This is a genomic window from Streptomyces sp. NPDC057565 (assembly GCF_042801455.1).
Classification (GTDB): Bacteria; Actinomycetota; Actinomycetes; order Streptomycetales; family Streptomycetaceae; genus Streptomyces; species Streptomyces yanii.
This window is the reverse complement of sequence record NZ_JBHVFU010000015.1, coordinates 162,326-170,050: the sequence shown is the minus strand read 5'-3', so window position 1 is coordinate 170,050 and position 7,725 is coordinate 162,326. Positions and strand designations below refer to the sequence as shown.

Genomic DNA, 7,725 nt, shown 5'->3' with positions numbered 1-7,725 from the left:
CCGAATACGCCCAGTATGAGGACGCTCCTCCGCCTTGCGATGCACCGCATCTGACGCCGCGCGCTGTTCCGCCAGGGATTACGGGACAGCCCTTACGCATCCGACGTATTCCGACGGATTGACGTATTCGGGGGAAACGCGAGGGGACCGCGGGGCTCAGCGCCCCGACCAACGGCATCCTGGGCCCATGGCTGAACGACAGGACCGGACCGCTCTTGTGCGGGCCCTCGGCAGTGCCGTGCGCGGCGAGGTGGAGTTCGGCACCACCGCGCGGGCGCTGATGACGATGGACGCCTCCAACTACCGCCGGGTGCCGCTCGGGGTCGTCGCCCCGCGCGACGCCGACGACGTCGCCGCCGCGCTCGCCGTCTGCCGTGCGCACGCGGTGCCCGTCGTGCCCCGTGGCGGCGGCACCTCCATCGCCGGGCAGGCCACCGGCACCGGTGTGGTCCTCGACCTCACCCGCCACCTGGGGAAGATCGTCGACCTGGACGCCGCGTCCCGGACGGCCGTCGTCCAGCCGGGCGTGGTCCTGGACGACCTGCGCGCCGCGGCCGCACCCCACGGCCTCACCTTCGGCCCCGACCCGTCCACGCACAGCCGGTGCACGCTCGGCGGGATGATCGGCAACAACGCCTGCGGCTCCCACTCGGTGGCCTGGGGCACCACCGCCGACAACGTCCACGCACTGACCGTCGCCCGCTACGGCGGCGACACGCTCCGGCTCGCCCGGGGGAGGTGGGACGGCGCCCCCGCCGGCCTGCGCGAACTGGTCGGCTCCCACCTCGCCCTCCTCCGCACCGGCTTCCCCGAACTCCCGCGCCGCATCTCCGGATACGCCCTCGATGCCCTGCTCCCCGAGTGCGGCCCGGACCTGGCCCGCGCCTTCTGCGGCAGCGAAGGCACGCTCGGTGTGATGACGGAGGCGACCGTGCGACTGGTCGAGGCGCCCGGATCCCGCGCCCTCGCCGTACTCGGTTACGCCGACGAGGCCGCGGCCGCCGAAGCCGCCCCCGGCCTCCTCCCGTACCGCCCTCTGACGGTCGAGGGCATGGCCGCCGATCTCGTACGGGAACCGGCCGGGCTGCCGCGCGGCGGAGCCTGGCTCTTCGTCGAGACGGGCGGGGACACCCCGGCCGAGGCGCGGGCGCACGCCGAGCGGATCCTGCGGGTTGCCGACGCGGTGGACGGGGCCGTCGTCACCGACGCGGCCGGACAGCGGGCCCTGTGGCGCATCCGGGAGGACGCGTCCGGCACCGCAACCCGGATGCAGGACGGCAGCGAGGCCTGGCCCGGCTGGGAGGACTGCGCCGTACCGCCCGCCCGCCTCGGCCCGTATCTGCGTGACTTCCGCGCCCTGCTCACCGCACACGGGCTGCGCGGCACGCCGTACGGGCACTTCGGCGACGGCTGCATCCACGTGCGGATCGACTTCGACCTGCTGAGCGGCGACGGTCTGGCCCGCTTCCGCCGCTTCTCCGAGGAGCTCGCCGCGCTCGTCGTCGCGCACGGCGGCTCGCTGAGCGGCGAACACGGCGACGGGCAGGCGCGGGCCGAGCTGCTGCCCCGGATGTACGGGGACGAACTCGTCGCGCTCTTCGGCCGGTTCAAGGACCTCTGGGATCCGGACGGCGGAATGAACCCCGGCATCCTCGCCCGCCCCGCCCGCCTCGACGAGAACATCCGCTTCGACGTCCTGCCGAAACGCCCCGTGGACGTCACCTTCGGCTACCCGCACGACGGCGGCGACTTCACGGCGGCCGTACGACGATGTGTCGGCGTCGCGAAATGCCGTACGGCGCAGCCGGCGGGAACGGACGTGATGTGCCCGTCCTTCCGGGCGACCGGCGAGGAGGCCCACTCCACCCGCGGCCGGGCCCGCCTGCTGCACGAGATGCTCGCCGGTGAGGTCGTCACGGACGGCTGGAGGTCGAATGAGGTGCGGGACGCGCTCGACCTCTGCCTCTCCTGCAAGGGGTGCCGCAGCGACTGCCCGGTGGGCGTGGACATGGCCACGTACAAGGCGGAGTTCCTGCACCACCACTACCGGGGGCGGCTGCGGCCCGCCTCCCACTACGTGATGGGCCGGCTGCCGCAGTGGCTGCGGCTCGCGGCCCCGGTCGCGCCCGTGCTGAACGCGCTCGCCCGGATCGGCCCGTTGGCCGTACCGGCGAAGCGAATGGCGGGCATCACTGCGGAGCGGACGATTCCGGTGCTGGCGGGGGAGACGTTCACCCGGTGGGCCCGAAAGCGCAGAGGCCGCGGGACGGTGATCCTGTCGACCGATCAGGTGGTGACCGTCTGGCCGGACACCTTCACCAACCACCTCTCCCCGGAGGTCGGGAAGGCGGCCGTCCGGGTCCTGGAGGCTGCGGGTCGGACAGCCCTGTACCCGGAACGGCGCGTGTGCTGCGGACTCACCTACGTATCGACGGGCCAACTGGACAAGGCCCGCAGGGTCATGCGCCGCACCCTCGACCGAATGGGGTTCTCCCTCGGCGACCCGCTCGTCGTCCTCGAACCGAGCTGCGCCGCCACCCTCCGTACGGATCTGCCGGAACTCCTCCCCGACGATCCCCGCGCCGCCGAACTCGCTGGTTCGGTGCGGACGTTGGCTCAGTACCTGGAGGAGTACGCCCCCGACTGGCAGCCGCCGCGCCTGAACCGCCGGGTCGCCGGCCAGACCCACTGCCACCAGCACGCGGTCCTCGGTGATGCGGCCGAACGCCGGCTGCGCGAACGAGCTGGTTTGGAAGGGGAGTTGAGTGGAGGGTGCTGCGGTCTTGCGGGGAACTTCGGTTTCGAGCGGGGCCACTGGGACGTGTCGGTGGCGTGCGCGGAGGAGCAACTGCTGCCGTCGGTACGAGGTGCGGAACCCGGCACGGACATCCTGGCGGACGGTTTCTCGTGCCGGACCCAGCTGGCACAGCTGGCGGGTGTGCGGGCGAGGCACCTGGCGGAGCTGCTGGCGGAGGGACTGGACGGGCCCGCTGCCCACCGCTGCGGCAACTGACCCGAGCGTCCGCTCCACCCCCTGCGGCGCCTGAGCTCCTCTCGATCAAGCCCCTGCGGCGATCGAGCAGCAGGGCCGGGGACGGCGCCCCGGGTTCGGAAGGGGGGAACAGGCATCCCCGCCCCACCCGGACGCTCCACCACCCTCGCCACCCGCCGGAGGCACCCGCCTCAGCCCGCCTCGACCGCCCGCGCCACCGCCGCCACCAGCCGCTCGTTCTCCGGAGCCGCCCCGCCCGGGAAGGCGTACCGACGGCGTGTGTAGCCGTACGCCAGCCCACTGGCCGGATCGGCGAACGCCTGCGAGCCCGCCGCCCCGCAGTGCCCGAAAGCCGACTCGCTCAGCGACGGATACCGGACCGACGGCCGCTCGAAGCCCAGCCCGAAGTGGTCCTCCTCCCCGGTCACCAGGTCGGTGCCGGCCCAGTGCAGCCGGGCGAACTCGGCCAGCGTCTGCGGCTTCAGCAGCGGTGCGCGGCCGTCCACCTCGGAGATGGCGGCCGCGTACATCCCGGCCAGCCCGCGCGCCGACCCCACACCACCGGCCGAGGCCGGTCCGAGCGCCCGCACGGACGGCCGGTTGATCCAGGCGACCAGGTCGGTCGGGCGGTTGAACGCGATCGACGCGAGGCTCCGCGGATCCTCGGGTGCCGCCGCCGGCGCGGCCGCCTGCTCGTCGGTGGGCTGCATCGGCCGGATCGGCACATAGCGCGGTTCGAGCGCCTCGGGCTGCCCCAGATGGAGGTCAAGTCCGTACGGGACCCGGATCCGCTCCTCGAAGAGTTCCTGGATCGACCGCCCGGTGACCCGGCGGACCACTTCGCCGGTGAGTGCGCCGATCAGGCCGTGGTACCCGTATGCCGTGCCGGGCTCCCAGTACGGTGCCTGCGCGGCCAGCCGCGCGGCGACCTGCCGGTCGTCGGCCAGCACGTCCTCCGGGAAGCCGCCGTCCACACCGATCAGCCCGGAACGGTGCGCGAGCAGCTCCCGCAGCGTCAGCGCGTCCGTGCCTCCCGCGGCGAACTCGGGCCAGTACGAGGCGACGGTGCGGTCCAGGTCCAGGACACCCTCCTGGACCAGCAGGGCGACGACCAGATGGGCGGCGCCCTTGGTCGACGAGTACACGGCGGGCATCGAATCGGCGTCGATCCCGTCCCCGGCCCAGAGATCGACGACCGTCCGGCCGTGCACCCGCACCGCGAGCTGGGACCCGGGCTCGGTGCTGTCCTCGGCGAGCACGGCGGCGTAGGCGTCCCGTACGCCTTCGAAGCCGGGTGCGACGGTTCCGTGCACGGTGATCTCGTCGTACGTCATGGTTGCTTCCCTCAGGTGATGACCGGCCCTCGCACGGCGTTCGGAGCACCCCAACCGCACGGCACCACCCGGGCATTCCTTCACGGGGCGATGTTCCGCCCGATGATCTCGTGGGCCAGCGAGGCGAGTTCGGGCAGCGCCGGGTGGCCCGGGGCGTCGCGCCGGGCGAGGAGCAGCGGGACGGCCGGGGCGTCGACGAGCGGGCGGTAGGCGACCCCCGCGTGCGGATGCATGTCGGCGGTGGAGGCGGCCGACACCCCGGATCCGCGCCCGGCCGCGATGGCGGTCAGCCAGTCGTCGGTGTTGGCGACGGTGACGGTGGCGGCGGGCCGGGCACCACGTGGCCACAGGTCGACGGTGGTGGTGCCGGAGACGGTGTTCAGGACGATCGGCCCGCCCGCGAGATCGGCGAGACGGAGCGTGGCGTGCGCGGCGAGCGGCCCGTCCGCGGTCACCGCCGCCACCCGGTCCTCGCTCAACAGCACCTCGGTGACGAGTCCCGGCGCGTCGACGGGTCCGCGCAGCAGCGCCGCGTCGACCTCGCCGCGGGTGAGCCCGGCGGTGCGGTCGTCGATCCGCAGCAGTTCGAGGGGCGTCTCCGGGTGCCGCTGCTGCCAGCTGCGGAGCAGCGGTGTGGTGTAGGGGCCCAGCGCCGACCAGGCGTGTCCGAGCCGCAGCGGCCAGTGGCGCAGCCCACCGGGGTCGACGGCCTCGTCGAAGGCGGCGACCGCCGCGGCGGCCTTGTCACGGAAGACGACGCCCTCGGGGGTGAGGGAGAGGTGATGGGTGGAGCGGTCGACGAGCCGGACGCCGAGGTGCTGCTCCAGGGCGGCGAGGGTGCGGGAGACGGCGGGCTGGGTGAGCCGGAGCGCGGCTGCGGCGCGTGTGACGTTGCCCGCTTCCGCGACGGCGAGGAAGGCCCGTAGATGACGCAGCTCGACGGTGCGGACGGGGCCCTGTCCTGTGCTCATGCGTGTGGAGCATAACGAGAGCGCAATCGGCATTTCACGCGCCGCGCGGACGTCTCTACGGTGAAGAAACGAGCCGCACCGCAGGAGTGCAGTATCTTCAATTGCGAAGTGCAACACATTGAACTCTTCGAGGATGAAGGCCACCCGTGAATGACCAGCGCAGTGCCGTGGAGCCGGCCGCAGCAGCCGTCGCCGTACCGGAGGCGGTGTCCGCCCTCGACGGGACGGGTCCCGCACGACCGGGCGGCCGCAGGGCGGCGCTCGCTCCGGTGGCGCTGGTGGTCGCGGGCGGACTCTCCGTCCAGTTCGGCTCGGCGGTCGCGGCGCTCCTGATGCCGCGGGCGGGCGCGCTCGGCGTGGTCACGCTCCGGCTGGCCGTCGCCGCGGTCGTCCTGCTGATCGTCTGCCGCCCGAAGTGGCGCGGCCACTCACGGTCCGACTGGGGGACAGTGGTCGCGTTCGGCGTCGCGATGGGCGCCATGAACATGCTCTTCTACCAAGCGCTCGACCGCATCCCGCTGGGCGCGGCCGTCACCCTGGAGGTGCTCGGCCCCCTCGCGCTCTCGGTCGCCGCCTCCCGTCGGCTGATCAATCTTGTCTGGGCGGGGCTCGCGCTGGGCGGGGTGTTCCTGCTGGGTGGTGGCGGCTTCGACCGTCTGGACCCGGTCGGCGCGGCGTTCGCGCTCGGTGCCGGGGCGATGTGGGCGGCGTACATCGTCTTCAGTGCCCGCACCGGCCGCCGCTTCCCTCAGGCCGACGGCCTGGCCCTGGCGATGACGGTCGCCGCGGTCCTGTCGCTCCCGCTGGGCATCCTGGAGTCGGGCGCGAAGCTCGCGGTCCCGTCGACGCTCGCGATGGGCGCGGCGGTGGCCCTGATGAGCTCGGTGCTGCCGTACACGCTGGAACTGATGGCGCTGCGCCGGCTGCCCGCGCCGACATTCGCGGTACTGATGAGTCTGGAACCGGCCATCGCGGCGACGGCCGGATTCCTGATCCTCGACCAGGCGCTGACGGCCACCGACGCGCTCGCCATCGCCCTGGTCATCGGGGCGAGCATGGGCGCGGTCCGCAGCCAGGTCGGCGGCGCCCGCCGCAGGAAGGCGAACGACTAGGGCCTCTCCGTGTCCGGCTGCGGCGTCGGGCCGACCGGCGCCACATACGCATGCATCCGCGCCGGACGCCCGTCGGCCGTGGTCCAGTCGCCGTTGCGACTGCTCACGTACGTCCACCCGTGGCGCTCATAGAGGGCGATGGCGGCCGCACCGCCGTCCTCGACCTCGAGCGCGGGACGCACACCGGAGGCTTCCGCTGCTTCTCTCACCGAGTCGAGCAGGGCGCCAGCCACGCCACGGCGACGGGCGCGGGCGTGCGAGAACAGCCGTGCGACCGAGACCAGTTGCTCCGCGGGCAGGCCGATGTACCTGGCCAGGGACGCCTCGGTACGCGTGAGCGCCACATGCCCCAGCACGGTCGTACCGTCCACGGCCACCCAGGCATCGATCAAGCCGCGAGGGTTCAGCCAGCCCGCCGGGTCGGCCGGCCACTGTGCCGGGTACCGGTCCGCCTCGTGCACGGTGGCCAGGGCAGCCAGGCACGCCGCCATGTCGCCGTCACCGCGGCGGCGGATCTCCACTTCACCCATTCCTTGATCCTCGTACGCAGCCGTGACGCCCCGGATCCAGGTCTCCGGTCCTCGCCCTCACCACGCGCAGGCCGCATGCAGGTCCCCCACGGAGTCGGCGAGTTCCGCCGGAGGCGCCGGCCAGCCGACGGTGTGCCAGTGGGCGATCCGCCAGGACAGGCGACGGGGCCACAGCGGCGTGGTGGGCAGCTCGGATACGGGAACCCACGCCGGGACGCCGCCGTAGTTGTCCAGCGTCTCGGGTGCGCCCACCTCGCCCTCGGCCTCCATCGTGAAGTAGTGGCCGCGGTTGCCGTTCCGCCAGATCCGGGCCACCTCGCGCACGACCGTCCCGCGCAGGCCGGTCTCCTCCCGCAGTTCGCGTACCGCCGCCACCTCCGGTGTCTCACCGGTCTCGACCCCGCCGCCCGGGATCTCGTAGTGGCGCTCCGGCGTGCGGATCAGCAGCATCCGCCGGTCACGGATGACGATCGCTCCGCCGCGGACCCGGCTCGGCGTGGCTGTGGTCGGGTCGTCCAGGGCGACCGCGCCCTGCGGGAGCGATCCTTGCGACCAGGCGCGGAGGACCTTCTCCGCCGTGCCGACCGGACGGATCCGGGCGTGCAGTGCCTCGGTCAGGGACAGGGCGACGGATGGTCCGGCGGCGGCCCGGCCATCGCCCGGGAAGGTGTAGTAGATGCCGCTCTCGTCCCGATACCGCTCCAGGACAAGCCTGTTGTCGTCGAAACGCACGCCCGTGGTGCGAGGTTCGTCAGCCATCGGCGGAGGCTAGCAGCCGGGTCCCGG

General features: G+C 73.3%; 6 protein-coding genes. 2 read left to right on the top strand and 4 right to left on the bottom strand.

What is annotated here, in order from left to right:
- Window positions 1–187: 187 nt before the first annotated feature.
- Window positions 188–3,013: an FAD-binding and (Fe-S)-binding domain-containing protein gene (locus ACFU8W_RS25860; protein ID WP_384041563.1), complete on the top strand. Its 2,826-nt coding sequence runs from the start codon at window positions 188–190 to the stop codon at window positions 3,011–3,013.
- Window positions 3,014–3,183: 170 nt separating this feature from the next.
- Here ACFU8W_RS25860 and ACFU8W_RS25855 read toward each other — a convergent pair whose 3' ends face one another.
- Entirely contained in the window at window positions 3,184–4,326 is a 1,143-nt protein-coding gene (locus tag ACFU8W_RS25855) for a serine hydrolase domain-containing protein (RefSeq protein WP_384041560.1), read from the bottom strand.
- 80 nt (window positions 4,327–4,406) lie between these two features.
- Complete coding sequence (locus tag ACFU8W_RS25850; RefSeq protein ID WP_384041557.1) at window positions 4,407–5,297, bottom strand: LysR family transcriptional regulator; 891 nt, start codon at window positions 5,295–5,297, stop codon at window positions 4,407–4,409.
- Between the two features lie 146 nt (window positions 5,298–5,443).
- On the opposite strand from ACFU8W_RS25850, the gene ACFU8W_RS25845 reads away from it, so the two are divergent.
- A complete protein-coding gene (locus ACFU8W_RS25845) occupies window positions 5,444–6,409 on the top strand; it encodes an EamA family transporter (protein ID WP_345512182.1) in 966 nt (321 codons plus the stop codon).
- Here the strand turns inward: ACFU8W_RS25845 and ACFU8W_RS25840 are convergent.
- Window positions 6,406–6,939, bottom strand: coding sequence for a GNAT family N-acetyltransferase (locus ACFU8W_RS25840; RefSeq protein ID WP_384041555.1), 534 nt, complete (start codon window positions 6,937–6,939; stop codon window positions 6,406–6,408). The two genes, ACFU8W_RS25845 and ACFU8W_RS25840, sit on opposite strands and share 4 nt — an antisense overlap.
- Window positions 6,940–6,996: 57 nt before the next feature.
- On the bottom strand, window positions 6,997–7,698 hold the full coding sequence (locus ACFU8W_RS25835) for an NUDIX hydrolase (RefSeq protein WP_384041552.1): 702 nt from the start codon (window positions 7,696–7,698) through the stop codon (window positions 6,997–6,999).
- Window positions 7,699–7,725: the final 27 nt, after the last annotated feature.